Source organism: Streptomyces sp. NPDC006430 (assembly GCF_040612395.1).
Taxonomy (GTDB): Bacteria; Actinomycetota; Actinomycetes; order Streptomycetales; family Streptomycetaceae; genus Streptomyces.
Genome location: NZ_JBEXQA010000007.1, coordinates 132,694 through 158,779, shown reverse-complemented (window position 1 = coordinate 158,779; position 26,086 = coordinate 132,694). Strand labels below are relative to the sequence as shown.

General features: G+C 71.1%; 26 protein-coding genes. 21 read left to right on the top strand and 5 right to left on the bottom strand.

The annotated features are described in order from the left end of the window. Positions 1–67: 67 nt before the first annotated feature. Positions 68–568, bottom strand: a complete 501-nt coding sequence (gene bldD / locus ABZZ20_RS13535; RefSeq protein ID WP_007263032.1) for a transcriptional regulator BldD — start codon at positions 566–568, stop codon at positions 68–70. A 266-nt stretch (positions 569–834) separates the two neighbouring features. Between bldD and pyrR the strand changes: the two genes are divergently transcribed. The 14 genes from pyrR to ABZZ20_RS13465 all read left to right on the top strand — a co-directional run bounded on the left by pyrR (position 835) and on the right by ABZZ20_RS13465 (position 17,614). Further along, complete coding sequence (pyrR, locus tag ABZZ20_RS13530) at positions 835–1,431, top strand: bifunctional pyr operon transcriptional regulator/uracil phosphoribosyltransferase PyrR (protein ID WP_356869567.1); 597 nt, start codon at positions 835–837, stop codon at positions 1,429–1,431. 126 nt (positions 1,432–1,557) lie between these two features. Then, entirely contained in the window at positions 1,558–2,547 is a 990-nt protein-coding gene (locus ABZZ20_RS13525) for an aspartate carbamoyltransferase catalytic subunit (RefSeq protein ID WP_356869566.1), read from the top strand. Between the two features lie 2 nt (positions 2,548–2,549). Next, positions 2,550–3,836, top strand: a complete 1,287-nt coding sequence (locus ABZZ20_RS13520) for a dihydroorotase (protein WP_356869565.1) — start codon at positions 2,550–2,552, stop codon at positions 3,834–3,836. After that, positions 3,833–4,414: a hypothetical protein gene (locus ABZZ20_RS13515; protein WP_356869564.1), complete on the top strand. Its 582-nt coding sequence runs from the start codon at positions 3,833–3,835 to the stop codon at positions 4,412–4,414. The genes ABZZ20_RS13520 and ABZZ20_RS13515 overlap by 4 nt, the downstream gene beginning before the upstream one ends. Further along, complete coding sequence (gene carA / locus ABZZ20_RS13510) at positions 4,411–5,568, top strand: glutamine-hydrolyzing carbamoyl-phosphate synthase small subunit (protein WP_356869563.1); 1,158 nt, start codon at positions 4,411–4,413, stop codon at positions 5,566–5,568. The genes ABZZ20_RS13515 and carA overlap by 4 nt, the downstream gene beginning before the upstream one ends. Continuing rightward, positions 5,561–8,869 (top strand): carbamoyl-phosphate synthase large subunit, encoded by a 3,309-nt coding sequence (carB, locus tag ABZZ20_RS13505; RefSeq protein WP_356869562.1) that lies wholly within the window; start codon positions 5,561–5,563, stop codon positions 8,867–8,869. Before carA ends, carB begins: the two co-directional genes overlap by 8 nt. A gap of 84 nt (positions 8,870–8,953) precedes the next feature. Continuing rightward, entirely contained in the window at positions 8,954–10,063 is a 1,110-nt protein-coding gene (locus ABZZ20_RS13500; RefSeq protein WP_356869561.1) for a quinone-dependent dihydroorotate dehydrogenase, read from the top strand. Next, positions 10,060–10,908 (top strand): orotidine-5'-phosphate decarboxylase, encoded by an 849-nt coding sequence (gene pyrF / locus ABZZ20_RS13495; protein WP_356869560.1) that lies wholly within the window; start codon positions 10,060–10,062, stop codon positions 10,906–10,908. Before ABZZ20_RS13500 ends, pyrF begins: the two co-directional genes overlap by 4 nt. A 301-nt stretch (positions 10,909–11,209) precedes the next feature. Then, the gene (locus ABZZ20_RS13490; RefSeq protein WP_008740406.1) at positions 11,210–11,533 is read left to right on the top strand and encodes an integration host factor; all 324 of its coding nucleotides are present in this window, start codon (positions 11,210–11,212) and stop codon (positions 11,531–11,533) included. Positions 11,534–11,594: 61 nt separating this feature from the next. Next, positions 11,595–12,158, top strand: coding sequence for a guanylate kinase (gene gmk / locus ABZZ20_RS13485; protein WP_356869559.1), 564 nt, complete (start codon positions 11,595–11,597; stop codon positions 12,156–12,158). 60 nt (positions 12,159–12,218) lie between these two features. Further along, the gene (rpoZ, locus tag ABZZ20_RS13480) at positions 12,219–12,491 is read left to right on the top strand and encodes a DNA-directed RNA polymerase subunit omega (RefSeq protein WP_004948662.1); all 273 of its coding nucleotides are present in this window, start codon (positions 12,219–12,221) and stop codon (positions 12,489–12,491) included. A gap of 125 nt (positions 12,492–12,616) precedes the next feature. Then, on the top strand, positions 12,617–13,846 hold the full coding sequence (coaBC, locus tag ABZZ20_RS13475; protein ID WP_356869558.1) for a bifunctional phosphopantothenoylcysteine decarboxylase/phosphopantothenate--cysteine ligase CoaBC: 1,230 nt from the start codon (positions 12,617–12,619) through the stop codon (positions 13,844–13,846). Positions 13,847–14,041: 195 nt separating this feature from the next. After that, positions 14,042–15,262 (top strand): methionine adenosyltransferase, encoded by a 1,221-nt coding sequence (gene metK, locus ABZZ20_RS13470; RefSeq protein ID WP_356869557.1) that lies wholly within the window; start codon positions 14,042–14,044, stop codon positions 15,260–15,262. A 219-nt stretch (positions 15,263–15,481) separates the two neighbouring features. Beyond that, the gene (locus ABZZ20_RS13465) at positions 15,482–17,614 is read left to right on the top strand and encodes a primosomal protein N' (RefSeq protein ID WP_356869556.1); all 2,133 of its coding nucleotides are present in this window, start codon (positions 15,482–15,484) and stop codon (positions 17,612–17,614) included. A 131-nt stretch (positions 17,615–17,745) separates the two neighbouring features. On the opposite strand, the gene ABZZ20_RS13460 is transcribed toward ABZZ20_RS13465, so the two are convergent. Further along, positions 17,746–18,264 carry a hypothetical protein gene (locus tag ABZZ20_RS13460; RefSeq protein WP_356869555.1) on the bottom strand — a complete coding sequence of 173 codons (519 nt, stop codon included), beginning with the start codon at positions 18,262–18,264 and terminating at the stop codon, positions 17,746–17,748. Between the two features lie 331 nt (positions 18,265–18,595). On the opposite strand from ABZZ20_RS13460, the gene fmt reads away from it, so the two are divergent. The 7 genes from fmt (at position 18,596) to ABZZ20_RS13425 (ending at position 24,436) form a co-directional block, all read left to right on the top strand. Continuing rightward, on the top strand, positions 18,596–19,540 hold the full coding sequence (gene fmt, locus ABZZ20_RS13455; protein WP_356869554.1) for a methionyl-tRNA formyltransferase: 945 nt from the start codon (positions 18,596–18,598) through the stop codon (positions 19,538–19,540). Between the two features lie 98 nt (positions 19,541–19,638). Further along, positions 19,639–21,114: a transcription antitermination factor NusB gene (locus ABZZ20_RS13450; protein ID WP_356869553.1), complete on the top strand. Its 1,476-nt coding sequence runs from the start codon at positions 19,639–19,641 to the stop codon at positions 21,112–21,114. Between the two features lie 212 nt (positions 21,115–21,326). Beyond that, the gene (gene rpe / locus ABZZ20_RS13445; RefSeq protein ID WP_356869552.1) at positions 21,327–22,013 is read left to right on the top strand and encodes a ribulose-phosphate 3-epimerase; all 687 of its coding nucleotides are present in this window, start codon (positions 21,327–21,329) and stop codon (positions 22,011–22,013) included. Between the two features lie 124 nt (positions 22,014–22,137). Continuing rightward, positions 22,138–23,151: a sugar-binding domain-containing protein gene (locus tag ABZZ20_RS13440; RefSeq protein ID WP_356869717.1), complete on the top strand. Its 1,014-nt coding sequence runs from the start codon at positions 22,138–22,140 to the stop codon at positions 23,149–23,151. Positions 23,152–23,257: 106 nt separating this feature from the next. Next, entirely contained in the window at positions 23,258–23,479 is a 222-nt protein-coding gene (locus ABZZ20_RS13435) for a CarD family transcriptional regulator (RefSeq protein WP_030157491.1), read from the top strand. A gap of 61 nt (positions 23,480–23,540) precedes the next feature. Further along, positions 23,541–24,023 carry a ribonuclease domain-containing protein gene (locus tag ABZZ20_RS13430; protein WP_356869551.1) on the top strand — a complete coding sequence of 161 codons (483 nt, stop codon included), beginning with the start codon at positions 23,541–23,543 and terminating at the stop codon, positions 24,021–24,023. After that, on the top strand, positions 24,020–24,436 hold the full coding sequence (locus ABZZ20_RS13425) for a barstar family protein (protein WP_356869550.1): 417 nt from the start codon (positions 24,020–24,022) through the stop codon (positions 24,434–24,436). Before ABZZ20_RS13430 ends, ABZZ20_RS13425 begins: the two co-directional genes overlap by 4 nt. A gap of 178 nt (positions 24,437–24,614) precedes the next feature. Here the strand turns inward: ABZZ20_RS13425 and ABZZ20_RS13420 are convergent, their stop codons facing one another. From ABZZ20_RS13420 to ABZZ20_RS13410, 3 genes are all read right to left on the bottom strand, one after another. Next, the gene (locus tag ABZZ20_RS13420) at positions 24,615–25,094 is read right to left on the bottom strand and encodes a group II truncated hemoglobin (RefSeq protein ID WP_356869549.1); all 480 of its coding nucleotides are present in this window, start codon (positions 25,092–25,094) and stop codon (positions 24,615–24,617) included. Then, positions 25,091–25,426: an antibiotic biosynthesis monooxygenase family protein gene (locus ABZZ20_RS13415; RefSeq protein ID WP_356850942.1), complete on the bottom strand. Its 336-nt coding sequence runs from the start codon at positions 25,424–25,426 to the stop codon at positions 25,091–25,093. Before ABZZ20_RS13415 ends, ABZZ20_RS13420 begins: the two co-directional genes overlap by 4 nt. Positions 25,427–25,503: 77 nt before the next feature. After that, a complete protein-coding gene (locus ABZZ20_RS13410; protein WP_356869548.1) occupies positions 25,504–26,004 on the bottom strand; it encodes a hypothetical protein in 501 nt (166 codons plus the stop codon). Between the last annotated feature and the right edge of the window lie 82 nt (positions 26,005–26,086).

Genomic DNA, 26,086 nt, shown 5'->3' with positions numbered 1-26,086 from the left:
TGGGCCGGGAGCCGCAACCGGCTCCCGGCCCACGCCGGTAACGTTTCTGCTGTTCCTGGGCGCGGGACTAGATGTCCTCGTGCGCCACGGCGCGACGCGCATCCGCGTCCAGTACGCCCCAGCTGATCAGCTGCTCGGTCAGGACCGAGGGGGACTGGTCGTAGATGACGGCGAGGGTGCGCAGGTCGTCCTGGCGGATCGACAGCACCTTGCCGTTGTAGTCGCCACGCTGGCTCTGGATGGTCGCCGCGTAACGCTGGAGCGGGCCGGCCTTCTCGGCGGGAACGCCCGCGAGGCGCTCCAGGTCCAGGCGCAGCTTCGGCGGCGGCTCGGCAGCCCCGCCCGGAGTCGTGCCCGGAAGGAGCTCCTGCACCGGCACTCCGTAGAAGTCCGCCAGCTCGGCGAGGCGCTGGACGGTCACGGCGCGGTCCCCGCGCTCGTAAGATCCGACCACCACGGCCTTCCACCGGCCTTGGGACTTCTCCTCGACACCATGGAGGGAGAGGCCCTGCTGGGTGCGGATGGCGCGGAGCTTGGCCCCGAGCTGTTTGGCGTATTCGCTGGACATAACGCTCCCGGACGCTGTGACGCTGTGACGACATGGACGCTGTGACGACATTGACCACGTGCGGCTCCGCCGCGCGGCTGGTAACTCACTGTGAGGTTACGCAGCGTTACTTGGATGCGTCAAGCCGAATGCTCTCCATCGACCACGTACGAGGGTCCTCGCCCGGGCCCGGTGCGGGTTCCCCGCCATCCCCCTGGTACCGTGGAAGACGTACATCAGACGTCCTTTAAGGTCCGTCCCGTGAGGCGGAGAAGGAGGTCCTTTCCATGGACGCTCAGGCTGCTCAGAACGTCGATGCCCAGGGCATCGAAGCGATGCGCCCCGTGCTCGAAGCACAGGACATCGCGCGGGTGCTGACCCGCATCGCCCACGAGATCGTCGAACGCGCCAAGGGCGCCGACGACGTGGTGCTCCTCGGCATCCCCACCCGCGGTGTGTACCTCGCCCGCCGGCTGGCCGCCAAGCTCGAAGAGATCACCGGTACGAAGATCCCGGTCGGATCCCTCGACATCACCATGTACCGCGACGATCTGCGGATGAAGCCCGCCCGTGCGATCGGTCGCACCGAGATCCCCGGCGACGACATCGACGGACACCTCGTCGTCCTCGTCGACGACGTGCTCTTCTCCGGCCGCACCATCAGGGCCGCCCTCGACGCGCTCGGCGACCTCGGCCGCCCCCGCGCCGTGCAGCTCGCGGTCCTCGTCGACCGCGGCCACCGCGAACTGCCGATCCGCGCCGACTACGTCGGCAAGAACCTCCCCACGTCGCTGCGGGAGACCGTCAAGGTCCAGCTCCAGGAGGAGGACGGCCGAGACGCCGTGCTGCTCGGCCAGCGGACCGACGCGGCAGCCGGCCAGTAGCCCGTACGAGTGATGGGCCCCGACAGCGGGGTCCGCGCGCAAGCCTGCCCTGCCCGCACCCCGGTCAGCCCGCACTCCAGACAGCCCGCCCGCCTGCCTGCCCTCCCCGACTTACGGAGCACCCAGATGAAGCGCCACCTCATCTCGGCCGCCGATCTCACGCGCGACGACGCCGTCCTCATCCTCGACACCGCCGAGGAGATGGCCCGCGTCGCGGACCGGCCGATCAAGAAGCTGCCCACCCTGCGCGGGCTCACGGTCGTCAACCTCTTCTTCGAGGACTCGACCCGCACCCGGATCTCCTTCGAGGCCGCCGCCAAGCGGCTCTCCGCCGACGTCATCAACTTCTCCGCCAAGGGCTCCTCGGTTTCCAAGGGCGAATCCCTGAAGGACACCGCGCTGACCCTGGAGGCCATGGGCGCGGACGCGGTCGTCATCCGCCACCACGCCTCCGGCGCCCCGTACCGGCTCGCGACGTCCGGCTGGATCGACTCCGCCGTCGTCAACGCCGGCGACGGCACCCACGAGCACCCCACCCAGGCCCTGCTGGACGCCTTCACCATGCGCCGCCGCCTGGTCGGACGTGACGCCGGCCTCGGCAAGGACCTGGCAGGCCGCCGGATCACCATCGTCGGTGACGTCCTGCACAGCCGGGTGGCCCGCTCCAACGTCCAACTGCTCCACACGCTCGGCGCGGAGGTCACCGTGGTGGCCCCGCCCACCCTGGTCCCGATCGGCGTCGAGAGCTGGCCCTGCGAGGTCTCGTACAACCTCGACGAGGTGCTGCCGAAGTCCGACGCGGTGATGATGCTTCGTGTGCAGCGCGAACGCATGAACGCGGCCTTCTTCCCGACCGAGCGCGAGTACTCCCGCCGGTACGGGCTCGACGGCGACCGCATGGCCAAGATGCCCGAGCACGCCATCGTGATGCACCCCGGTCCGATGAACCGCGGCATGGAGATCACCGCCGAGGTCGCCGACTCCGACCGCTGCACGGCCGTCGAACAGGTCGCCAACGGCGTCTCCACCCGGATGGCCGTCCTGTACCTGCTGCTCGGAGGCTCCGAGCCCGCCGTCACCACCACCAGCACGCCCCGCATCGAGGAGAGCAAGTAAAGATGAGCAAGATCCTGATCCGTGGCGCGAAGGTACTCGGCGGCGAGGCGCAGGACGTCCTGATCGACGGCGAGACCATCGCCGAGGTCGGTCAGAACCTCTCCGCCGACGACGCGACCGTCATCGAGGCCGGGGGCCAGGTCCTCCTCCCCGGCCTCGTCGACCTGCACACCCACCTGCGCGAGCCCGGCCGCGAGGACTCCGAGACCGTGCTGACCGGCACCCGCGCCGCGGCCTCCGGCGGCTACACCGCCGTCTTCGCCATGGCGAACACCTTCCCGGTTGCCGACACCGCCGGCGTCGTCGAGCAGGTCTGGCGCCTCGGCAAGGAGTCCGGCTACTGCGACGTGCAGCCCATCGGCGCCGTCACCGTCGGCCTGGAGGGCAAGCAGCTCTCCGAGCTGGGCGCCATGCACGACTCCGCCGCCCGCGTCACCGTCTTCTCCGACGACGGCAAGTGCGTCGACGACGCGGTCATCATGCGCCGCGCCCTGGAGTACGTGAAGGCCTTCGGCGGTGTCGTCGCCCAGCACGCCCAGGAGCCCCGCCTCACCGAGGGCGCCCAGATGAACGAGGGCGTCGTCTCCGCCGAACTGGGCCTGGGCGGTTGGCCGGCCGTCGCCGAAGAGTCGATCATCGCTCGCGACGTCCTCCTCGCCGAGCACGTCGGCTCCCGCGTGCACATCTGCCACCTCTCCACCGCCGGCTCCGTCGAGATCGTCCGCTGGGCCAAGTCCCGCGGCATCGACGTCACCGCCGAGGTCACCCCGCACCACCTGCTCCTGACCGACGAGCTCGTCCGCTCCTACAACGCGGTCTACAAGGTCAACCCGCCGCTGCGCACCGAGCGCGACGTGATGGCCCTGCGCGAGGCGCTCGCCGACGGCACGATCGACATCGTCGCCACCGACCACGCCCCGCACCCGCACGAGGACAAGGACTGCGAGTGGGCCGCCGCAGCCATGGGCATGGTGGGCCTGGAGACCGCGCTCTCCGTCGTCCAGCAGACGATGGTGGAGACCGGGCTGCTCGACTGGGCGGGCGTCGCGGAGCGCATGTCCTTCGCCCCCGCGCGCATCGGCAGCCTGGAGAACCACGGACGGCCCGTCTCGGCAGGTGAACCCGCGAACCTGACGCTGGTCGATACCTCGTACCGTGGTGTCGTGGACCCCGCACACTTCGCTTCCCGCAGCCGCAACACGCCTTACGAGGGCCGTGAGCTGCCGGGGCGCGTCACTCACACCTTCCTGCGGGGCCGGGCAACGGTCGTGGACGGGAATCTGGCGTGACACCTGCAGTAATCCGACTGGCCGCCGAGGCCGCCGAACGACAGTCGGCGGAGGTGACGGACTGGGGCGCCCGCATCGCGTGGGTGATCGGTCTGCTCGTCTTCATCGCGTTCGTGTACTGGCTGATGCGGCAGGGCTGGAAATGGCGCGGCGCCCTGCAGAGCGATCTGCCGGAGCTGCCCGTCGCCCCCGGCGGTCTCCCCGAACACCGGCTGGCCCTGACCGGCCGGTACCACGGGTCCACCACCGCCGGGCAGTGGCTCGACCGGATCGTCGCCCACGGTCTGGGGGTGCGCAGTCGGGTCGAGCTCACGCTCACCGACGCCGGCCTCGACGTGGTCCGTCCGGGTGCCACCGACTTCTTCGTACCGGCTGCGCAGCTGCGCGGCGCCCGCCTCGACAAGGGGATCGCGGGCAAGGTACTCACCGAGGGCGGTCTGCTCGTCGTCACCTGGGCGCACGGCGACACGCTGATCGACTCGGGATTCCGCTCCGACCGCGCGGCCGAACACGCCGCCTGGGTCGAAGCCATCAACCTCATGAACCCATCCATCACGACGGAAGGCGCCGAACGATGACGACCTCCACCAGGGGAGCAGCCAAAGCTCCCGCCGTACTCGTCCTGGAGGACGGTCGGATCTTCCGCGGCCGTGCCTACGGCGCTGTGGGGGAGACCTTCGGCGAGGCCGTGTTCTCCACCGGCATGACCGGATACCAGGAGACCCTCACCGACCCGTCGTACCACCGGCAGGTCGTCGTGATGACCGCCCCCCACGTGGGCAACACCGGAGTCAACGACGAGGACCCCGAGTCCTCCCGCATCTGGGTGGCCGGGTACGTGGTCCGCGACCCCGCCCGCAAGCCCTCCAACTGGCGCGCGCAGCGCTCGCTGGACGAGGAGCTGGTCGCGCAGGGCGTCGTCGGCATCTGCGGCATCGACACCCGCGCCCTGACCCGCCACCTGCGCGAGCGCGGCGCCATGCGCGTCGGCATCTTCTCCGGCAAGGCCGTCGCTGACGACGCGAGCCTGCTGGCCCGCGTCCTTGAGGCCCCGCAGATGAAGGGCGCCAACCTCTCCGCCGAGGTCGCCACCAAGGAGACGTACGTCGTCCCCGCCATCGGCGAGAAGAAGTTCACGGTCGCCGCCGTGGACCTCGGCATCAAGGGCATGACCCCGCACCGGATGGCCGAACGAGGCATCGAGGTGCACGTGCTGCCCGCGACCGCCACCGTCGAGGACGTGTACGCGGTCGCTCCGGACGGCGTGTTCTTCTCCAACGGCCCGGGCGACCCGGCCACCGCCGACGGTCCCGTCGCCCTCATGCAGGCCGTCCTGGAGCGCAAGACCCCGCTCTTCGGCATCTGCTTCGGCAACCAGATCCTCGGCCGCGCGCTCGGCTTCGGCACCTACAAGCTGAAGTACGGCCACCGCGGCATCAACCAGCCGGTCCAGGACCGCACCACCGGCAAGGTCGAGGTCACCGCGCACAACCACGGCTTCGCCGTCGACGCGCCCCTCGACAAGGTCTCCGAGACCCCCTACGGCCGCGCCGAGGTCTCCCACGTCTGCCTGAACGACCAGGTCGTCGAAGGCCTCCAGCTGCTCGACCAGCCGGCCTTCTCCGTCCAGTACCACCCCGAAGCGGCTGCCGGCCCGCACGACGCCGCGTACCTCTTCGACCGCTTCACGTCTTTGATGAGCACCGCCCAGATGGAGGCCGAGCGTGCCTAAGCGCACCGATATCCAGTCCGTCCTGGTCATCGGCTCCGGCCCGATCGTCATCGGACAGGCCGCCGAGTTCGACTACTCCGGCACCCAGGCCTGCCGCGTCCTCAAGGCCGAGGGCCTGCGGGTCATCCTGGTGAACTCGAACCCCGCGACGATCATGACCGACCCGGAGATCGCCGACGCCACGTACGTCGAACCGATCACCCCCGAGTTCGTCGAGAAGATCATCGCGAAGGAGCGCCCCGACGCGCTGCTCCCGACCCTCGGCGGCCAGACCGCGCTCAACACCGCCATCTCCATGCACGAGCAGGGCGTGTTGGAGAAGTACGGCGTCGAACTCATCGGCGCCAACGTCGAGGCCATCAACAAGGGCGAGGACCGCGACCTCTTCAAGGGCGTCGTCGAGGCCGTCAACGCCAAGATCGGCCACGGCGAGTCCGCGCGCTCGGTCATCTGCCACTCGATGGAGGACGTCCTGGCGGGCGTCGAGACCCTCGGCGGCTACCCCGTCGTCGTCCGTCCCTCCTTCACCATGGGCGGCGCCGGCTCCGGCTTCGCCCACGACGAGGAGGAGCTGCGCCGCATCGCCGGCCAGGGCCTCACGCTCTCCCCGACCACCGAGGTCCTCCTGGAGGAGTCCATCCTCGGCTGGAAGGAGTACGAGCTGGAGCTGATGCGCGACACCAAGGACAACGTGGTCGTCGTCTGCTCCATCGAGAACTTCGACCCGATGGGCGTCCACACCGGTGACTCGATCACCGTCGCCCCGGCGATGACGCTGACCGACCGCGAGTACCAGCGGCTGCGCGACATCGGCATCGCGATCATCCGCGAGGTCGGCGTCGACACCGGCGGCTGCAACATCCAGTTCGCCATCGACCCGGTCGACGGCCGCGTCATCGTCATCGAGATGAACCCGCGCGTCTCGCGCTCCTCGGCCCTCGCGTCGAAGGCCACCGGCTTCCCGATCGCCAAGATCGCCGCCAAGCTGGCCATCGGCTACACGCTCGACGAGGTCCCCAACGACATCACCGAGAAGACGCCGGCCTCCTTCGAGCCGACGCTCGACTACGTGGTCGTCAAGGCACCGCGCTTCGCCTTCGAGAAGTTCCCGGCCGCCGACGCCACCCTCACCACCACCATGAAGTCGGTGGGCGAGGCCATGGCCATCGGCCGCAACTTCACCGAGGCGCTGCAGAAGGCCCTGCGCTCCCTGGAGAAGAAGGGCTCGCAGTTCACCTTCGTCGGCCCCGTCGGCGACAAGGACGAGCTGCTGGCCACCGCGGTCCGCCCGACCGACGGCCGCATCAACACCGTCATGCAGGCCATCCGCGCCGGCGCCACCCAGGAAGAGGTCTTCGAGTCCACGAAGATCGACCCCTGGTTCGTGGACCAGCTCTTCCTGATCAAGGAGATCGCGGACGAGCTGGCCGCCGCCGAGAAGCTCCACCCCGAGCTGCTCGCCGAAGCCAAGCGTCACGGCTTCTCCGACGCCCAGATCGCCGAGATCCGAGGCCTGCGCGAGGACGTCGTCCGCGAGGTCCGCCACGCCCTCGGCGTCCGCCCGGTCTACAAGACGGTCGACACCTGCGCCGCGGAGTTCGCCGCGAAGACCCCGTACTTCTACTCGTCCTACGACGAGGAGTCCGAGGTCGCGACCCGCACCAAGCCCGCGGTCATCATCCTGGGCTCCGGCCCGAACCGCATCGGCCAGGGCATCGAGTTCGACTACTCCTGCGTCCACGCCTCCTTCGCGCTCAGCGAGGCCGGCTACGAGACCGTGATGGTCAACTGCAACCCCGAGACCGTCTCCACGGACTACGACACCTCCGACCGCCTGTACTTCGAGCCGCTGACGCTCGAAGACGTGCTGGAGATCGTCCACGCCGAATCGCTGGCCGGCCCGATCGCGGGCGTGGTCGTCCAGCTCGGCGGCCAGACCCCCCTCGGCCTCGCCCAGGCGCTCAAGGACAACGGCGTCCCGGTCGTCGGCACCCCGCCGGAGGCCATCCACGCCGCCGAGGACCGCGGTGCCTTCGGCCAGGTCCTCGCCGAGGCCGGACTGCCCGCCCCCAAGCACGGCACCGCCACCACCTTCGCGGGTGCGAAGGCGATCGCCGACGAGATCGGCTACCCGGTCCTGGTGCGCCCGTCGTACGTGCTCGGCGGCCGCGGCATGGAGATCGTCTACGACGAGGCCCGCCTGGAGTCGTACATCGCCGAGTCCACCGAGATCTCGCCGACCCGCCCCGTGCTCGTCGACCGCTTCCTCGACGACGCGATCGAGATCGACGTCGACGCCCTCTACGACGGCAACGAGCTCTACCTCGGCGGCGTCATGGAGCACATCGAGGAGGCCGGCATCCACTCCGGCGACTCGGCCTGCGCCCTGCCCCCGATCACCCTCGGCGGCTTCGACATCAAGCGCCTGCGGGCCTCCACCGAGGCCATCGCCAAGGGCGTCGGCGTACGCGGCCTGATCAACATCCAGTTCGCGATGGCGGGTGACATCCTCTACGTGCTGGAGGCCAACCCGCGCGCCTCCCGCACCGTCCCCTTCACCTCGAAGGCGACCGCGGTCCCGCTCGCGAAGGCCGCCGCCCGCATCTCGCTCGGCACCACCATCGCCGAGCTGCGCGAAGAGGGCATGCTTCCGAAGACCGGCGACGGCGGCACCCTGCCGCTCGACGCGCCGATCTCCGTGAAGGAGGCCGTCATGCCGTGGTCGCGCTTCCGCGACATCCACGGCCGCGGCGTGGACACCGTCCTCGGCCCGGAGATGCGCTCCACCGGCGAGGTCATGGGCATCGACTCCGTCTTCGGCACGGCGTACGCCAAGTCGCAGGCCGGCGCCTACGGACCGCTGCCGACGAAGGGCCGCGCGTTCATCTCCGTCGCCAACCGTGACAAGCGCTCGATGATCTTCCCGGCGCGCGAGCTGGTCGCCCACGGCTTCGAGCTGATGGCCACCTCGGGCACCGCCGAGGTGCTGCGCCGCAACGGCATCAACGCCACCGTGGTGCGCAAGCTCAGCGAGGGCGAGGGCCCGAACGGCGAGAAGACCATCGTCCAGCTGATCCACGACGGCCAGGTCGACCTGATCGTCAACACCCCGTACGGCACCGGCGGCCGGCTCGACGGTTACGAGATCCGTACGGCGGCCGTGGCGCGCAGCGTCCCGTGCCTGACCACGGTCCAGGCGCTCGCCGCGGCCGTCCAGGGCATCGACGCGCTCAACCACGGGGACGTGGGCGTCCGTTCGCTCCAGGAGCACGCGGAGCACCTGACCGCCGCCCGCGACTAGCAGACTGCACGAGGAGGGGGACACCGCGATCGCGAACGCGCGACGGTGTCCCCCTCCTCATGAGCGCACAAGGATCTCCACGACATGTACAAATTCTTCTTCGACCTGGTCTTCAAGCGGATGGACCCGGAGCAGGCCCACTACCTGGCCTTCCGCTGGATCCGCCTCGCGGCCCGCACCCCGGTGCTGCGCACCTTCGTGGCGGCGGCCTTGGCGCCGCGCTTCAAGGAACTGCGCACCGAGGCGCTCGGGCTGCGCATGCACGGCCCCTTCGGCCTCGCGGCGGGCTTCGACAAGAACGCCGTCGCCATCGACGGCATGTCCATGCTCGGTTTCGACCACGTCGAGATCGGCACCGTCACCGCGCAGCCGCAGTCGGGCAACCCGAAGAAGCGCCTGTTCCGCCTGGTGCCGGACCGCGCGCTGATCAACCGGATGGGCTTCAACAACGAGGGCTCGGCGGTCGTGGCGGAGCGCCTGGCGGCCCGCACGCCGGTCTTCCACACGGTGGTGGGCGTCAACATCGGCAAGACGAAGGTCGTGCCGGAGGAGGAGGCGGTGGCGGACTACGTCGCCTCCACCGAGCGCCTGGCCCGCCACGCGGACTACCTGGTCGTGAACGTCTCCTCGCCGAACACCCCGGGTCTGCGCAACCTCCAGGCCACCGAGTCCCTGCGCCCGCTCCTGACGGCCGTACGGGAGGCCGCGGACCGCACGGTGACGGACCGCCGGGTGCCGCTCCTGGTGAAGATCGCGCCGGACCTCGCCGACGAGGACGTGGACGCCGTCGCGGACCTGGCGCTGGAGCTGGGCCTGGACGGCATCATCGCGACGAACACGACCATCGCGCGGGAGGGCCTGGGCCTGAAGTCCTCCCCGTCCCTGGTGAAGGAGACCGGCGGCCTCTCCGGCGCACCGGTCAAGGAGCGTTCCCTGGCGGTCCTGCGCCGCCTGTACGCCCGTGTGGGCGACCGCCTGGTGCTCGTGGGGGTCGGGGGCATCGAGAACGCCGAGGACGCCTGGCAGCGCATCCTGGCCGGCGCGACCCTGATCCAGGGGTACAGCGCCTTCATCTACGAGGGCCCCTGCTACGCCCGCGCCATCCACAAGGGCCTGGCCGCGCGCCTGGCCGCCAGCCCGTACGCGACCCTCGCCGAAGCGGTGGGCGCCGAGACCCGAAAGGCCGCGCAGTGACCGAGACCCCCGTGACCCCGTTCGGCACCCGCCTTCGTGCGGCGATGGACTCCCGCGGCCCGCTGTGCGTGGGCATCGACCCGCACGCCGCGCTGCTCTCGGCATGGGGCCTGGACGACGACATCGCCGGGCTGGAGAAGTTCTCCCGCACGGTCGTCGAGGCGCTGGCCGACTCGGTCGCCGTCTTCAAGCCGCAGGCGGCCTTCTTCGAGCGTTTCGGCTCGAAGGGGATCGCCGTGCTGGAGCGGACCGTCGCGGACGCTCGGGCCGCCGGCACGCTGGTCGTGATGGACGCCAAGCGCGGGGACATCGGCTCGACGATGGCCGCGTACGCGCAGACGTTCCTGTCGCCGGCCTCGCCGCTGTTCTCCGACGCCCTGACGGTGTCCCCCTACCTGGGCTACGGCTCGCTGCAGCCGGCGGTGGACCTGGCCCGTGCCTCGGGCGCGGGCCTGTTCGTCCTGGCCCTGACCTCCAACCCGGAGGGTGCGGAGGTACAGCGCGCGGTGCGCGAGGACGGTCGTACGATCGGCGCGACGATGCTGGCGCACCTGGCGGCGGAGAACGAGGGCGCGTCGCCGATGGGCTCCTTCGGAGCGGTGGTCGGTGCCACGCTCGGCGACCTGTCGTCCTTCGACCTGGACATCAACGGACCGCTGCTGGCGCCCGGCATCGGTGCCCAGGGTGCCACCGCGGCCGACCTGCCGGCGGTCTTCGGTGCGGCCGTGGGCAACGTGGTGCCGAACGTGTCCCGCGGGGTCCTCAAGCACGGGCCGGATGCCGCCGCGCTGCGTGCCTCGGCCACCCGGTTCGCGGACGAAATCCGCCGGGCCGTCTCCGCCTGACCTCGTTCGACGGGGTCGGCGGGCGAGTCGATCACACCACGCGTCGTACGGTCTGACGAAAATCGAGCGTCTTTCGCCGGACAAAACCGGGGTGTTTTGTCTGTGATGTACGGTTCAGTGGAGGCTGACCAGGACTTTTCGTCCGTTCTCGCTGACTGGAGCGGTCATGCCCGCTAGTCTCCGACCAGAGTGAACGAGCAGCGAACGAGTTCCATCGCTGTTCGGGCATTCGCCTGGTGTGGCGCCCTAGGGTTCCCCACCGGTCCGTATCCGACAGTTCGACATCCGAGGTGACGTAGGCGTGGCTCTTCCGCCCCTTACCCCTGAACAGCGCGCAGCCGCGCTCGAAAAGGCCGCCGCGGCTCGCCGGGAGCGGGCCGAGGTGAAGAATCGACTCAAGCACTCCGGCGCCTCGCTCCAAGAGGTCATCAAGACGGGCCAGGAGAACGACGTCATCGGCAAGATGAAGGTCTCCGCCCTGCTGGAGTCCCTGCCTGGCGTGGGCAAGGTGCGCGCCAAGCAGATCATGGAGCGCCTCGGCATCTCCGAGTCCCGGCGTGTCCGAGGTCTCGGTTCCAACCAGATCGCGTCTCTGGAGCGTGAGTTCGGCACTCCTGCCGGCTGACGCTTCGCCCGGAGTTCCCCCGGCGTTCTCAGGCAGTCCTGAGAACCTGGATAATCGCTCTATGGCAGCAGAGGTTCGTCCGCGGCTGACCGTGCTCTCCGGCCCTTCGGGGGTCGGCAAGAGCACGGTCGTCGCGCATATGCGCAAGGTCCACCCTGAGGTTTGGCTCTCGGTGTCGGCCACCACCCGCAAGCCGCGGCCCGGTGAGCGACACGGAGTCCACTACTTCTTCGTCAGCGACGACGAGTTCGACAAGCTGATCGCCAACGGCGAGCTGCTGGAGTGGGCCGAGTTCGCGGGCAACCGCTACGGCACACCGCGCGGCGCGGTGGTGGAGCGACTGGAGAACGGCGAACCCGTCCTCCTGGAGATCGACCTCCAAGGCGCACGGCTCGTCCGCGAGTCGATGCCCGAAGCCCTGCTCGTCTTCCTGGCGCCGCCGAGCTGGGACGAACTGGTCCGCCGGCTCACCGGCCGCGGCACCGAATCGCCCGAGGTCATCCAGCGCAGGCTGGAGACCGCCAAGGTCGAGCTCGCTGCCGAATCCGAGTTCGACACCACCCTGGTCAACACCTCCGTCGAGGACGTGGCGCGCGAGCTGCTAGCCTTGATGGAAGTTGTCTGATCGTTGATCGATTCAATCGATCAATGTTTGATCTTTCACCCATTCTTCGGAAGGTAGAGCGTGTCCTCTTCCATCACTGCGCCCGAGGGCATCATCAACCCGCCGATCGACGAGCTGCTCGAGGCCACGGACTCGAAGTACAGCCTCGTGATCTACGCGGCCAAGCGCGCGCGTCAGATCAACGCGTACTACTCGCAGCTCGGTGAGGGCCTGCTCGAGTACGTCGGCCCGCTGGTGGACACCCACGTCCACGAGAAGCCGCTTTCGATCGCGCTGCGCGAGATCAACGCGGGTCTGCTGACCTCCGAGGCCATCGAGGCCCCGGCCCAGTAAGGCACCGAGAATTCCTTTCACCACAGGCCCGGCAGAACATCTGCCGGGCCTGTGGTGTGTCATAGGTAGGTGTGCCGCGGGCAGGGGTGCGGCACGGATGACGGTCAGCCGAAGGGGCGTGTGTGGTGGGTAAGCCGAAGGTCGTGCTCGGAGTCAGCGGCGGGATCGCCGCGTACAAGGCGTGCGAGCTGCTGCGCCGGCTGACCGAATCCGGACACGACGTACGAGTGGTGCCCACGGCGTCGGCCCTGAACTTCGTGGGCGAGGCCACCTGGGCCGCACTGTCCGGCCACCCGGCCGGGACCGAGGTGTGGGAGACCGTCCACGAGGTGCCGCACGTCCGGATCGGGCAGTCCGCCGACCTCGTCGTGGTCGCCCCGGCCACGGCCGACATGCTCGCCAAGGCCGCGCACGGCCTGGCCGACGACCTGCTCACCAATACGCTCCTCACCGCCCGCTGCCCGGTGGTCTTCGCCCCCGCCATGCACACCGAGATGTGGGAGCACCCCGCCACCCAGGAGAACGTGGCCACGCTGCGCCGGCGCGGCGCCGTCGTCATCGAGCCCGCAGTCGGCCGGCTCACCGGCAAGGACACCGGCAAGGGGCGACTTCCCGACCCCGAGGAGATCTACGAGGTGTGCCGCCACGTCCTGCGCAGGCGCAGCCCGGCCGGCGGGGTCATCGAGCCCGATCTGGTCGGCCGGCACGTGGTGGTCAGCGCGGGCGGAACCAGGGAGCCGCTCGATCCGGTCCGGTTCCTCGGCAACCGCTCCTCCGGCAAGCAGGGCTACGCGCTGGCCCGCACGGCCGTCGCCCGCGGGGCCCGGGTCACCCTCGTGGCGGCCAACACCGCGCTGGCGGACCCGGCCGGGGTGGACGTCGTACGCGTCGGCACCGCCGTGCAGTTGCGGGAAGCCGTCCTCAAGGCGGCGGCGGACGCCGACGTCGTGGTGATGGCGGCGGCCGTGGCCGACTTCCGGCCGGCCGAGTACGCCGGAGGCAAGATCAAGAAGAAGGACGGGCAGGACCCCGCGCCGGTGGCGCTGGTGCGCAACCCCGACGTCCTCGCGGAGATCTCGGCCGACCGGGGCCGGGAAGGCCAGGTCGTGGTGGGTTTCGCCGCCGAAACCGACGACGTGCTCGCCAACGGTCGCGCCAAGCTGCTCCGCAAGGGGTGTGATCTTCTCGTCGTGAATGAGGTGGGCGAGTCCAAGACCTTCGGTTCCGAGGAGAACGAGGCGGTGATCCTGGCCTCCGATGGGGTCGAGCTGGCAGTGCCCTATGGTCCCAAGGAGGCGCTGGCCGACGTGCTGTGGGACCAGGTCGCGCCGCGACTTGCTCCGCGGCGCGCCTGAACGAAGACCCTTCTCGTAGCCAATTCCATGAGCCAGAATGGAGTGCCGCAGGTCACATGGCTCCCATAGGGCGAGACAGGTGGTCCCGCAAACGGTGGCGACCGATAAACTGCATCCGGAACGTGATCGGGCGCAGCCCCCGATAAGGTTCCGCCAAATGATCAGCCAGCAGCCGCTGCAACCCCAGGGAGCGTTGTGTCCCGTCGCCTGTTCACCTCGGAGTCCGTCACCGAGGGGCACCCCGACAAGATCGCTGACCAGATCAGCGACACGATCCTCGACGCACTTCTCACCGAGGACCCGACCTCGCGCGTGGCCGTGGAGACCCTCATCACCACCGGTCTCGTGCACATCGCGGGCGAGGTGACGACGAAGGCCTACGCGCCGATCGCGCAGCTCGTCCGCGACAAGATCCTTGAGATCGGCTACGACTCCTCGAAGAAGGGCTTCGATGGCGCCTCCTGCGGCGTGTCGGTGTCCATCGGCGCGCAGTCCCCGGACATCGCGCAGGGCGTCGACACCGCGTACGAGAAGCGGGTCATGGGTACCGCCACGGGCGACGAGGACGAACTCGACAAGCAGGGCGCCGGCGACCAGGGCCTGATGTTCGGCTACGCCTGCGACGAGACGCCCGAGCTCATGCCGCTCCCGATCCACATCGCGCACCGGCTCTCGCGCCGCCTGTCCGAGGTCCGCAAGAACGGGACCATCCCGTACCTGCGCCCCGACGGCAAGACCCAGGTCACCATCGAGTACGACGGCGACAAGGCCGTCCGCCTCGACACCGTCGTCGTCTCCTCGCAGCACGCCTCCGACATCGACCTCGACTCGCTGCTCGCCCCGGACATCCGCGAGTTCGTCGTTGAGCACGTGCTCAAGCAGCTCATCGAGGACGGCATCAAGCTGGACACCGACGGCTACCGGCTGCTGGTCAACCCGACCGGCCGCTTCGAGATCGGCGGCCCGATGGGCGACGCCGGCCTGACCGGCCGCAAGATCATCATCGACACGTACGGCGGCATGGCCCGCCACGGCGGCGGTGCCTTCTCCGGCAAGGACCCGTCCAAGGTCGACCGCTCCGCCGCGTACGCGATGCGCTGGGTCGCCAAGAACGTGGTCGCCGCCGGCCTCGCCTCGCGCTGCGAGGTCCAGGTCGCGTACGCCATCGGCAAGGCCGAGCCCGTCGGTCTCTTCGTCGAGACCTTCGGCACCGCCAAGGTCGAGGTCCAGAAGATCGAGGACGCCATCGGCCAGGTCTTCGACCTGCGCCCGGCCGCGATCATCCGCGACCTGGACCTGCTGCGCCCGATCTACGCCCAAACCGCCGCGTACGGCCACTTCGGCCGCGAGCTGCCGGACTTCACCTGGGAGCGCACCGACCGCGTCGACGCCCTGCGCACGGCCGCAGGCCTGTAGGACCACCGCGCACGCCCAAGCACGGCGACGGCTCCGGACCCTGTGGGTGTCCGGGGCCGTCCGCGTTCCTCGGGCCCTCACGCCCTACGACGCGCTTGCGTCCCCCGGGGCGCCCTCGCGGGTACGCCGGCGTACCCGGCCCGGTGCGGGGCGCCGGGGAGGTCCCGGGAGCGCGGCCGGGCCCGTCCGTTGTCGGTGGGGTTTGGTAAGAATGCGGGTGTGAGCAGCGCGAACGGGTCCGGACAGCGGGGCGGGGACGAGGGTCCCGGCGGTCCGCCGGAGCAGCTCGCCCTCATCCGGGAGATCGTCGCCGAGGCGAAGGCCAAGGCCCCCAAGGCCAAACCACGTACCTGGCGGGGCGCCGCCCTCGCCCGAGAGCTTCCCGTCGCCCGGGTCCTCGTCAACAAGGGCGTGCTCCACCTCGACCAGCTCTGGGACTACGCTGTCCCCGAGGAGCTCTCCGAAGCCGCCCAGCCCGGGGTCCGCGTCCGGGTCCGGTTCGGGGCCGGGTCCCACCAGGTCCACGGTGGCCGCCGCGAGGGCGGCGGCCTCATCGACGGGTTCGTCGTCGAGCGCTGCGCCGAATCCGACTACACCGGGGCGCTGGCCGCACTGGCCCACGTCGTGTCGCCCGAGGTGGTGCTCACCCCGGGCATGCTCACGCTCGCCCGCGCCGTCGCCGACCGGTACGCCGGCAGCCTGGCCGATGTGCTCCAGCTCGCACTGCCCCCGCGCAACGCCCGCGCCGAGGCCAAGCCCTCGCCCGAGCCGCTGCCCGCGCCAGCCGCGCCCGACCCCGGCGGCTGGGCGCGCTACGGTGCGGGGCCCGCCTTCCTGCGGGCCCTCGCCACCGGAGGGACCCCGCGCGCCGTCTGGACCGCCCTGCCGGGGCCCGGCTGGGCCGACGAGCTGGCCCGGGCCGTCGCCGCCACCCTCGCGTCAGGCCGGGGCGCCCTCGCCGTCGTGCCGGACGGGCGCACCGCCGCACGCCTCGACGCCGCCCTCACCGCCCTGCTGGGCGAGGGACGCCACGCGCTGCTGACCGCCGAATCGGGCCCCGAGAAGCGCTACCGCCAGTGGCTCGCCGTGCACCGGGGCTCGGTGCGGGCCGTCATCGGCACCCGGGCGGCGATGTTCGCGCCCGTGCGGGACCTCGGGCTGGTCGCGATCTGGGACGACGGCGACTCCAGCCACAGCGACGACCACGCCCCGTTCCCGCACGTACGGGAGGTGCTGGAGCTGCGGGCCGTCAGCGACGGCTGCGCCTTCCTGGCCGGGAGCACGAGCTGCACCGTGGAGGCTGCCCAACTGGTCGAGTCCGGGTGGGCACGGCCGCTGGTCGCGGACCGGGAGACCGTACGGGCGTGTGCGCCCCGCATCCGGACCGTCGGGGACGAACTGCTGGCCCGGGACGAGGCGGCGCGGGCCGCCCGGCTGCCGAGCCTGGCGTGGGAGACCGTACGGGAGGGGCTGAAGTCCGGGCCCGTGCTCGTCCAGGTGCCCCGGCGCGGGTACGTGCCCCGGCTGGCCTGCGAGCGGTGCCGCACCCCGGCCCGCTGTACGGTCTGCGCGGGGCCGCTGGAGGCCCCCGACGCGCGGGACCTGCAGTGCGGCTGGTGCGGGCGGGCGGAGCCGTCCTGGCACTGCGAGGAGTGCGGTTCCTTCCGGCTGCGCGCCCAGGTGGTGGGCGCCCGGCGGACGGCCGAGGAGCTCGGGCGGGCCTTCCCGGCCGTGCCGGTCCGGACGTCCGGGCGCGACCACGTCCTGGACGAGGTGCCGGACCGGCCGGCGCTGGTGGTGTGCACCCCGGGCGCCGAGCCCGTTGCGGCGGGCCCCGGGTACGCGGCGGCCCTGCTGCTGGACGGCTGGGCCATGTTGACCCGGCCCGATCTGCGGGCCGGCGAGGACGCGCTGCGCCGGTGGATCGCCGCCGCCTCGCTGGTGCGGGGGGACGGACAGGTCGTCGTGGTGGCCGAGCCGACGCTCCGGCCGGTCCAGGCGCTCGTGCGGTGGGACCCGGTGGGCCATGCGGTGCGGGAGCTCGCGGAGCGGGCCCAGCTCGGCTTCCCGCCGGTGTCCCGGATGGCGGCGGTGGCGGGGCGGGGCGAGGCGGTGGAGGCCTTCCTGGCCGGCGCCGGCCTGCCGCCGGACGCGGAGGTGCTGGGGCCCGTACCGCTCCCGGGGCGGCGCGGGGAGCCGTCCCCGGGGGAGCGGGCGTTGGTCCGGGTCCCGCCCGGCAGCGGGGCTGCGTTGGCGGCTGCCCTCAAGTCGGCCCAGGCGGCCCGGATGGCGCGGGGGGTTCCGGCGGCGGAGGCGGTCCGGGTGCGGATCGACCCGCCGGACATCGGCTGAGGCGTTCGTCGTCGGCACGGACCCGCCCCCGGTGGGAACGGCCTGAGGGTCGTTCCGCCGGGGGCGGGTTAGGGGCGCGGCGTCGGTCCGGCCGGCCGTCGGGGGTCGGCGTCCCGGCGGCCTTCGGAGGATCAGCCGTTACGGGGCCCCGGGAAGGCCGCGGAGCGGGAGGAGGCCGCGGCCTGGGACTCCTCGCGCACCGGCTGCGGCGGTACCGAGCGTGCCGCCGGGACCGTGGGGAGCGGCCCCAGCGCCCGGGTGGTCGTCCCCTCGGCCAGCGGCTCCGCCGACTCGGCGGTCTGGGCCCGCCGGGCCCCGTACCGCCGGTGGACCGCCTGCTTGGTGACACCGAGCGCGGAGCCGACGGCGTCCCACGAGAAACCGAGTGAGCGGTCGAAGTCCACCGCAGCGGTGACCAGCGTCTCGACGCTGTCCCGCAGCTCCTGCGCGAGGCGGACGGTGGGCGCGGGGGCCCGGCCGTAGACGACGAAGCCCGTGGAGGGACCGGAGCGGCGCGGGCGGTACACGTTGCCGAGCTGGGCGGTAAGCGTACGCAGAGCATCCACCTGCCGGCGAACCCGCTCGATGTCCCGCACCAGGAGGTGCAGGCTGGCCCGTGCTTGGGCGTCGTGGGTGGCGTGGTCGGCCATGAAGAAGCCTCTCGAACCGGTGCTGAAGAGCGGATCGGGCCGCAGACACCGTTCTCATCGCGGCCCGGTTTCGGTCAATCTCTCTTGACCAACGCGCCAAACGGCAATGAAGTCACGCCCCGGGGGCGTGTCGGCATATGCGAGAGGCGCGTGGAAGTACGTACGCCCCCTGGTGGGGCGGGTGGGGGCTGTGGGGCGTACCAGAAAGGGTCTGTCAGGTGCGGCGGAAGGTACGTGTGGGGCGGGGGCCGATCGGCCCGGGCGCCCCCGTCGGCGCCGGGACCATAGACTGGTGTGCTGCTGACAGCCGAGATAGCGAGGTAGGACCCCAGTGAAGCTCGTCTTCGCAGGCACCCCCGAGGTCGCCGTGCCCGCCCTGGACGCCCTGATCGCCTCCGGGCGCCACGAGGTCGCGGCCGTCGTCACCCGGCCCGACGCACCGGCCGGCCGCGGTCGCCGGCTCGTCGCCAGCCCGGTCGCCGAGCGCGCCGAGGAGGCGGGCATCGAGGTCCTCAAGCCGGTCCGGCCGCGGGACCCGGAGTTCCAGGCCCGGCTGCGCGAGATCGACCCCGACTGCTGCCCGGTCGTCGCGTACGGCGCATTGATCCCCAAGAGCGCCATCGAGATCCCCCGCCACGGCTGGGTCAACCTGCACTTCTCGCTGCTGCCCGCATGGCGCGGAGCCGCGCCCGTGCAGCACTCGATCATGGCAGGGGACCAGGTCACCGGCGCCTCCACCTTCCGGATCGAGGAGGGCCTGGACTCCGGGCCCGTCTACGGGATCCTGACCGAGGAGATCCGTCCCACCGACACCAGTGGTGACCTGCTGACCCGGCTGGCCTTCGCCGGCGCGGGCCTGCTCGCTGCCACGATGGACGGCATCGAGGACGGGACGCTGCGCGCCGTCGAGCAGCCCGCCGGCGGGATCTCGCTCGCCCCCAAGATCACGGTCGAGGACGCCCGGATCGACTGGAACGCCCCGGCGATGCGGGCCGACCGCGTGGTGCGCGGCTGCACTCCGGCGCCGGGCGCGTGGACCGTCTTCCGCGGGGAGCGGCTCAAGCTGATCTCCGTCGGCCTCGTGCCCGAGCGCACCGACCTGGCGCCCGGCGAGCTGGCCCCGGCCAAGAACAACGTCTACGTCGGAACCGGCTCGCACGCCGTGGAACTGCTCTGGGTACAGCCGCAGGGCAAGAAGCCGATGCGCGGAGCCGACTGGGCCCGCGGGGTGCGGATCGCTCCCGGCGAGCGGCTGGGCGCGGCCGACGTAGGCTGAACCCGGTCGTACTTTCCGTCTTCTTTGCAGGATCCGCCGTTGCGGACCCGTCGTACCCGTAGCACGCGTAGCACTCGTACATCCGGAGCACCTTTCACGTGAGCGAACAGCCCCGCCAGCCCCGTCGGCGTCCTTCCGCCCCCGGCACGGCCGGCAAGCAGGCCAAGCCGTACCGCCGGCCCAAGAAGGACCCCGTCCGCATGCTGGCCTTCGAGGTGCTGCGGGCGGTGGACGAACGCGACGCCTACGCCAACCTCGTCCTGCCGCCGCTGCTGCGCAAGGCCCGCCAGGACGAGAACTTCGAGGCACGGGACGCGGCGCTGGCCACCGAGCTGGTGTACGGGACGCTGCGCCGGCAGGGCACGTACGACGCGGTCATCAAGGCCTGCATCGACCGTCCGCTGCGCGAGGTGGACCCGCCGGTGCTCGACGTGCTCTCACTGGGCGCGCACCAGCTGCTGGGGACCCGGATCCCGACGCACGCGGCCGTGTCGGCGAGCGTGGAGCTGGCCCGGGTGGTGCTCGGGGACGGGCGCGCGAAGTTCGTGAACGCCGTCCTGCGGAAGATCTCCGCGCACGACCTCGAAGGCTGGCTGGAGCGCGTGGCCCCGCCGTACGAGGAGGACGCCGAGGAGCACCTCGCGGTGTACCACTCGCATCCGAGGTGGGTCGTCAGCGCACTGTGGGACGCCCTCGGCGGTGGGCGGGCCGGGATCGAGGACCTGTTGGAGGCCGACAACGAGCGGCCCGAGGTCACCCTGGTCGCCCGGCCGGGGCGCTCCACCCGCGAGGAACTGCTGGCGGCGGTGGGCGAGGACTCGGCGCTGCCGGGCCGGTGGTCCCCCTATGCCGTCCGGATGGCCGAGGGCGGCGAGCCCGGGGCGCTGGAGGCGGTCCGCGAGGGACGCGCCGGCGTCCAGGACGAGGGCAGCCAGCTGGTGGCGATGGCGCTGGCCGCCGCGCCGGTCGAAGGCCGCGACGAGCGCTGGCTGGACGGCTGCGCCGGCCCCGGTGGCAAGGCGGCCCTGCTGGCGGCCCTGGCGGCGCAGCGCGGGGCGTTCCTGCTGGCGTCCGAGAAGCAGCCGCACCGGGCGAGGCTCGTGGAGCGGGCCCTGGCCGGCAATCCCGGTCCGTACCAGGTCATCGCGGCGGACGGGACCCGCCCGCCGTGGCGGCCCGGCTCCTTCGACCGGGTCCTGATGGACGTACCGTGCTCCGGCCTCGGTGCGCTGCGCCGCCGGCCGGAGGCGCGGTGGCGTCGGCGGCCGGAGGACCTGGAGGGCTTCGCCCCGCTGCAACGGGCGCTGCTGCGGGAGGCGTTGTCGGCCGTAAGGGTGGGCGGCGTCGTGGGGTACGCGACGTGCTCGCCGCACCTGGCGGAGACCCGCGTGGTCGTGGACGACGTCCTGAAGGGCCGCGGTGCGGGGGCGAACCCCGTCTCGGCCGAACTGATCGACGCCAGGCCGTACATGGAGGGCGTACCGGCCCTGGGCGACGGCCCCGACGTACAGCTGTGGCCGCACCTGCACGGCACGGACGCGATGTACCTGGCGCTGCTGCGGCGCACGGCGTAGCGCAACCCGACGAGGGTGCGGAAGCCCTTGGTGCGCCAGGGCGAGGGGGCGGGGGTACTGGTCGCGGCGACGGGTGTCATGAACGGAGCCGTGCGAGAGGCGATCCGGAAGGATTAGTGAATTGTTCGCCGTGATCATTTAAGTGTCGCTACACTGGTCTTGAGATCCGGGGTCATGGCCGGAAGTGTGCGAGGGCATGGCAGGCTTGGGGCATGGCCGCTCAGATTTATCCCAGCATCCTGTCCGCCGACTTCGCCCGCCTCGCCGACGAGGCGAAGGCCGTAGAGGGGGCCGACTGGCTGCACGTCGACGTCATGGACAACCATTTCGTCCCGAACCTGACCCTCGGGATGCCCATCGTGGAGTCCCTGAGTCGGGCCACGGACATTCCGCTGGACCTGCACCTGATGATCGAGGACCCGGACCGCTGGGCCCCGCGGTACGTCGAAGCCGGCGCCGGGTCGGTCACCTTCCACGCCGAGGCCGCCGCCGCTCCGGTACGGCTCGCGCGGGAGATCCGGGCCAAGGGGGCGCGGGCGTCCATGGCGCTCAAGCCCGCGACGCCGATCGAGCAGTACGAGGACATCCTCCCCGAGCTCGACATGCTGCTGATCATGACGGTCGAGCCGGGCTTCGGTGGCCAGCCCTTTCTGGACATCATGCTCCCCAAGATCCGCCGTACCCGGGAGCTGATCGCCAAGCACGGCCTGGAGCTGTGGCTCCAGGTCGACGGCGGGGTCTCGGCCTCGACCATCGAGCAGTGCGCCGAGGCCGGTGCCGACGTGTTCGTCGCGGGAAGCGCGGTCTACGGGGCGGTCGATCCGGCCTCCGCCGTGCGTACCCTTCGTGAGCAGGCCGACGTCGCGATCTCCGCAGCGCCCTGGGCCTGTGACCACTGAGACAAGGCTTGGTGAACAGCTCGGTGAACGGGAGCCGTCCAGGCCGATCAGCGGCCGTCGGATCTGACAGGATGAATGGCGAGTCGAGAATGTGAACAGCAGTGAGGAGAACGCGGTGTCTGCAATGTCGGCGGGACGGTCAGCCCTGCGGATGGGACCCGCGGAGCTGGTGCAGGCGGCGGCCATGGCCCGCCGCTTCTACCTGGAGGGCAAGTCCAAGATCCAGATTGCCGAGGAGTTCGGCGTGAGCCGCTTCAAGGTGGCCCGGGTCCTGGAGACCGCCCTGGAGCGCGACCTCGTGCGGATCGAGATCCGGGTGCCCGCCGAGCTCGACGCGGAGCGCTCCGACGCACTGCGGGCCCGGTACGGGCTCCGGCACGCGGTGGTGGTCGAGTCCCCGGCGGATGCGACCGAGGACGCGCCCGACCCGGAGAACCTGGGCGCCGTCGCGGCCGATCTGCTCGGTGAGCTGGTCAACGAGGGCGACGTACTGGGCCTGGCGTGGGGGCGGTCGACCATTCACATGGCCGCCTCCCTGCACCGCCTCCCGCCGTGCACCGTGGTGCAGCTGACCGGTGTGTACGACGCGGGCACGGCCGAACGAGGGTCCGTCGAGGCCGTGCGTCGGGCCGCCCAGGTCTCGGGTGGCGACGCGCACCCGATCTACGCGCCCATGCTGCTCCCCGACCCGGCGACCGCTGCCGCGCTGCGGAACCAGACCGGGATCGCGCGCGCCTTCGAGTACTTCGACAAGGTGACCGTCGCGGCGGTGTCGATCGGCTCGTGGGAACCCGGCATCTCCACCGTTCACGACATGCTCACGGACGAAGAGCGGGCGCACTACGCCTCGCTCGGCGTGGCCGCCGAGATGTCAGCCCACCTGTTCGACTCCGAGGGGCGGCGCGTCGGCCGAGACCTGGGCGAGCGCTGCATCACCGTCGAGGCGGACCGGCTGCGCCGCATCCCCGAGGTCGTGGCGATCGCGGGCGGGCTGCGCAAGGCCGCCGCGATCGGCGCGGTGCTCCGATCCGGCCTGGTGACCAGCCTGGTCACGGACACGGCGGTCGCGGACTACCTGCTCACCGAATCGGCCCCCGGACTGCGCCCGGCGCTGGAACGGGCCGACCCGGACGACTGATCCGGGGGCGGCGGGCGACCCGAAGGGCCTCCCGGGGCGGATGGTGCCGCAATTGAGATCCGAGCGGCGGGCCGTGCGGAGGCCTGCGGGGCGCATACTGGTCTCAATGACAAAGTCCGCAGTACCTCGCCGCCATTTGCCGTCCAGCCCGTTCAAGGCCCCCGTGGAACCGCCGCTCCGGCAGTTCAGCGTCGGCGACCGGGTCTCTCACGATGAGCACGGCCTCGGCCGTGTCGTCGGTATCGAGGAGGGGATCGCAGTCCTGGTCGACTTCGGGTCGGTCCAGAAGAGAATCCTGAGCCCTTACACCAAGATGTCCGCGCTCTGAGGCCATCGCGGACGCCGTCGAGCGGTTCGCGACAGAATCGGATATTCGGCACGATCGGTGCATGATCTCCAGGGACGTGCCCCGATCGTTGCTGCGTTCGCCCCGCGTGCCGCGCTCGCCGTACGTGCTGCGCCTCCTGGGGGTGCTGTTCCTGTGCGTGGCGCTGGTCGGCGTGGCGGGGTGTGGCGGCGGGAAGACGACGTCATCCTCCGCCGGGGTGCGTGCCAGCCCCGGTGTGTCCACACCCGCACCGGCCTGGGCCGACGGGATGGCGACCGTACGGGTCGATGCTCTCCCACAGCAGGCGCGAGGCGTGCTCGCGCTCATCGACAGCGGCGGGCCGTACCCGTACCGGCAGGACGGGGCCGTCTTCGGAAACTTCGAGAAGGCCCTGCCCCCGCACCCACGCGGCTACTACCACGAGTTCACGGTGCAGACGCCGGGCGAGCGCGACCGCGGGGCCCGGCGGATCGTGACGGGTGCGGGCGGGGAGTTCTTCTACACGGACGACCACTACGACACCTTCAAGGCGGTTCTGCGATGACCCTGGATCCGCAGCCGCTCGCCCCGGCGGTGGCCGCCGCCGAGGAGGCGGGCTGGACGACGCTACGGGTGGACCTCGACGGAGTGCGCGACAAGGCCGAGCTGATGCGGCGATGGGGGGCGGCGCTGGACGCTCCCGCGTGGTTCGGGGGGAACTGGGACGCGCTGGCCGATCTGCTGATCGACCTGTCGTGGTTGCCGTCGTCGCCGGGGCGGTTGCTGGTGGTGACGTCGTGGCAGTCGTACGCCGGGTCGCGGCCGGAGGAGTGGGAGACCTTGCAGGAGGTTGTGGAGGGGGCGGTGGAGCATTGGGGTGACGCCGGTGAAGGGGCGTTGGCCGTGGTCCTCGCCGATGCCGAGGTCGATGCGGAGGTTCCGGACCGGGACGCCCCGCGGAAGCGGTCCGGGCGCTGAGTCGGGGGTGGGGGCCGCTGCGCGGACCGTTTCTTCCCGCCCCGCCCCGCCGCGCCCTTTCGCCGTTTCTTGGGGCTCCGCCCCGGACCCCGGTCCTCGCACGCCGGACGGGCCGGAAGGATCCCCCGACCTGGATGTGACGGTGGGGGCAGGGGCGCTGGCCCTGCCCCCACCGGGGTCAGCCCTTCGGGATCCAGGGGGGTGTCTGCCCCCAGGACCAGACGGGGATGGCGGCCGCGTCGACCGGCGGGGGGTTGGGGCCCGAGTAGATCAGGGCCATCCGGGTGCCCCACTCGATGTAGTAGGCGAACACACCGCGGAATTCGGGGTCCGTCGGGAGGCCGACCTCGTCGGCCGTGTCCATCAGCAGGTCCACCCAGCGGCGGCGCTGCTTCTCGGTGATGCCGCGACCCAGGTGCTTGGTGGCCATGTGCTGGTGGCCGCCGTGGTGGGCCGTGTACTGCGCCGGGCCGCCGAAGACCTCCGACAGCCAGACGGCGACGTGCCGGGGGTGCTCCGAGTCCATGCCCGCGAAGACCGGGGCCAGGATCTCGTCTTGCAGGGCGTGGGCGTAGAAGACGTCCGTGAGGCGGTTCATCGCCTCAGCTCCGCCCATCCACTCGTAGATGGTGGGAGTGGTGTCGGGTGTGGTGCTCATGACTGGGGTGCGGCCTTTCCGGGGCCGGCCACGTCGGTGACGCGGTAGTGCTGCATCTCCTCGATGGCCTTCACGTACGGGCGGATCGCGCTGAAGAACGCCGGGAAGTGCTCGCCCTTGCGGAACCCGTTGAGGTGGGCGTCGACCGAGGTCCAGCGGATGCGGAGGACGTAGTGCTCGCGGTCGTTCTCCTCCTCGCAGCGGGCCAGTTCGTAGTCGATGCACTCGGGCGATGCGGCCAGGGCCTCCGCGGCCTGCCGGTACGAGTCCTCGAAGGCCTGCTGGTCGTCCAATGCGATCCGGTAGCGGATGTATTCGACGGTGGTGGTCATGGGGCGTGCCTCTCCCTGTGATCGGTGCCGGTCGCAGTCAGACTTCCGTGATCATGCGCGCGTGGGGAGGGATTTCGTCATTCCGACTCAGACTTCTGGGAGTCCGTGACGTCCGGGCCCGCCGCGCGGACCTGCTGGACCTTGGCCAGCGAGTCGCGGAGCTCGGTCAGCCACGCGTCCGTGTTGCGGCCGACGAGGCGGACGCACCAGGCCAGGGCGTCGGCCCGGCTACGGGCCACGCCGCCCGCGACCAGGGTGTCGAGGACCTGGCGTTCGGGCTGGCGCAGGCGCGTCATCACCGGAACCGCCAGGTGGGTGAACAGCACGCGGTCGTCTCCCGCCTGGACGGCCCAGGCCACCTTGCGGCGGTAGAGCTCCTCCGCCTCCCGGGCCACCTCGATGCGCTGCTCGCGGGTGCGCTCGCGGAACTCCTTGACCGACTCGGTCGCCGGGATGGTCCCCACGACCGTGATCTCCTCGCGGTCGACCGCCACCTCGACCAGGGACTCGTACACGTCCACCGGAAGGCGATCCGCGAACCACGTGCGAAGCTGCTCGCTCTGCTCGGATGTAATCATGTAATCAACGTTGCATCCGCAGGTGGCTTGATCGCAAGCGATCGGGCTGCATTTCGTTGACGTAGCCCTCGCAGTCCTCGCA

Excerpts from the sequence above, each read along its gene's own strand:
- ABZZ20_RS13420 (WP_356869549.1), bottom strand. The coding sequence starts at position 25,094 with ATGAGCACCACACCCGACACCACTCCCACCATCTACGAGTGGATGGGC.
- bldD (WP_007263032.1), bottom strand. The coding sequence starts at position 568 with ATGTCCAGCGAATACGCCAAACAGCTCGGGGCCAAGCTCCGCGCCATC.
- ABZZ20_RS13435 (WP_030157491.1), top strand. The coding sequence starts at position 23,258 with ATGACAAAGTCCGCAGTACCTCGCCGCCATTTGCCGTCCAGCCCGTTC.
- gmk (WP_356869559.1), top strand. The coding sequence starts at position 11,595 with ATGGCAGCAGAGGTTCGTCCGCGGCTGACCGTGCTCTCCGGCCCTTCG.
- ABZZ20_RS13415 (WP_356850942.1), bottom strand. The coding sequence starts at position 25,426 with ATGACCACCACCGTCGAATACATCCGCTACCGGATCGCATTGGACGAC.
- pyrR (WP_356869567.1), top strand. The coding sequence starts at position 835 with ATGGACGCTCAGGCTGCTCAGAACGTCGATGCCCAGGGCATCGAAGCG.
- carA (WP_356869563.1), top strand. The coding sequence starts at position 4,411 with ATGACGACCTCCACCAGGGGAGCAGCCAAAGCTCCCGCCGTACTCGTC.
- ABZZ20_RS13410 (WP_356869548.1), bottom strand. The coding sequence starts at position 26,004 with ATGATTACATCCGAGCAGAGCGAGCAGCTTCGCACGTGGTTCGCGGAT.
- ABZZ20_RS13500 (WP_356869561.1), top strand. The coding sequence starts at position 8,954 with ATGTACAAATTCTTCTTCGACCTGGTCTTCAAGCGGATGGACCCGGAG.
- ABZZ20_RS13430 (WP_356869551.1), top strand. The coding sequence starts at position 23,541 with ATGATCTCCAGGGACGTGCCCCGATCGTTGCTGCGTTCGCCCCGCGTG.
- ABZZ20_RS13425 (WP_356869550.1), top strand. The coding sequence starts at position 24,020 with ATGACCCTGGATCCGCAGCCGCTCGCCCCGGCGGTGGCCGCCGCCGAG.
- ABZZ20_RS13440 (WP_356869717.1), top strand. The coding sequence starts at position 22,138 with ATGTCGGCGGGACGGTCAGCCCTGCGGATGGGACCCGCGGAGCTGGTG.
- ABZZ20_RS13460 (WP_356869555.1), bottom strand. The coding sequence starts at position 18,264 with ATGGCCGACCACGCCACCCACGACGCCCAAGCACGGGCCAGCCTGCAC.
- ABZZ20_RS13520 (WP_356869565.1), top strand. The coding sequence starts at position 2,550 with ATGAGCAAGATCCTGATCCGTGGCGCGAAGGTACTCGGCGGCGAGGCG.
- ABZZ20_RS13525 (WP_356869566.1), top strand. The coding sequence starts at position 1,558 with ATGAAGCGCCACCTCATCTCGGCCGCCGATCTCACGCGCGACGACGCC.
- rpe (WP_356869552.1), top strand. The coding sequence starts at position 21,327 with ATGGCCGCTCAGATTTATCCCAGCATCCTGTCCGCCGACTTCGCCCGC.